This window comes from Streptomyces sp. CO7 (assembly GCF_053474865.1).
Map to the genome: position 1 here is coordinate 172,361 of NZ_JBRIOU010000003.1, position 1,370 is coordinate 173,730.

General features: G+C 70.9%; 1 protein-coding gene. It reads left to right on the forward strand.

Annotation, left to right across the window (positions count from 1 at the left end; genetic code table 11):
* The first annotated feature begins 31 nt into the window (after nt 1–31).
* Nucleotides 32–1,318, forward strand: a complete 1,287-nt coding sequence (locus tag ACOV8S_RS10665) for an MFS transporter (protein WP_448317550.1) — start codon at nt 32–34, stop codon at nt 1,316–1,318.
* The last annotated feature ends 52 nt before the right edge of the window (nt 1,319–1,370 follow it).

A 1,370-nucleotide genomic window follows, 5' to 3' on the forward strand; every position in this document is an offset into this window, starting at 1 on the left:
TCCCCCGTCCCCTTCGTCCCTGGGAACCGCCATGACATCCGTGACACCGTCGTCCGGCCCGGCGCAGGCCGCCACCGGCAGGCGTACCACCTGGACCGTGCTCCTGTGCTGGATCACCGTCATGCTCGAGGGCTACGACCTGGTCGTCCTCGGCGCCATCATCCCGACCCTGCTGAAGACCCAGCACCTCGGCATGACGGCGGTCGACGCGACCACCGTCGCCACGCTCTCGCTGGTCGGCGTGGCCATCGGCGCGATATCGGTCGGCCCGCTCGCCGACCGGATCGGCCGGCGCCGGCTGCTCATCGCCTCGGTCATGGTGTTCTCGGTGTTCACCGTCCTGGTGCCGCTGGCCGGCTCGGTGACCATGTTCGCCGCGCTGCGCCTGATCGCCGGCCTCGGCCTCGGCGCCTGCATGCCGGTGTCGCTGACGATGATGGCCGAGAGCATGCCCGCCAGCCGGCGGGCCCGGGCCAGCACCCTCACCATGACCGGCTACCACACCGGCGCCGTCGTCACCTCGCTGCTGGCCCTGCAGTTCGCCGACGACTGGCAGGTCCTCTTCTACGCCCTCGGCGTGGTCGGTCTCGTCGTCGCGGTGATCCAGTGGTTCTTCCTGCCGGAGTCCGAGGCCTTCGTGAAGGCCAAGGAGTCGGGCACGGCGGAGCGGGTGCCGTTCACCGAGCTGCTGAAGCCGCTCCACCTGCGGGCCTGCATCGGTGTCTGGGTCGCCTCGTTCATGGGTCTGCTGCTCGTCTACGGCCTCAACACCTGGCTGCCCAAGCTGATGAACGACGCCGGTTACCCGGTGCCCACGGCCGTCACCCAGCTGCTGATCCTCAACCTGGGCGGTGTCGCCGGTCTGCTCGTCGGCGGCTGGGTCGCCGACCAGAAGGGCATCAAGGGCACCACGCTGGGCTGGTTCGGCGCCGCGGCGGTCATGCTGGCCTGCCTGTCCGTGAAGATGGAGAACGACCTGCTGCTCAACGTGGTCGTCTTCTTCACCGGTGTGTTCGTGTTCTCCGCGCAGGTGCTGGTCTACGCGTACGTGACCAACTTCTTCCCGGCGGCCATCCGGGGCACCGCGCTCGGGTCGGCGTCCGGGATCGGCCGGCTGGGGTCCATCGTCGGCCCGTCGATCACCGGCGCGCTGGTCACCGCGGGGATCGGACACCCATGGGGCTTCTACTCCTTCGCGCTGGTCGCCGTGCTCGCGGTGGTGGCGGTGCTGACGCTGCCGAAGGGGTCAGCGGCGGAGCCGGGGGCCGGAACGACGGCCGCCGGGACCGCCGCGGCCGCGGAGGGGGCGTCCGCCTGACGCAGTGCCTCCGTGCGGGGCGGCAGCCTCGTCCGGCGGTGGGCCGTCGTAC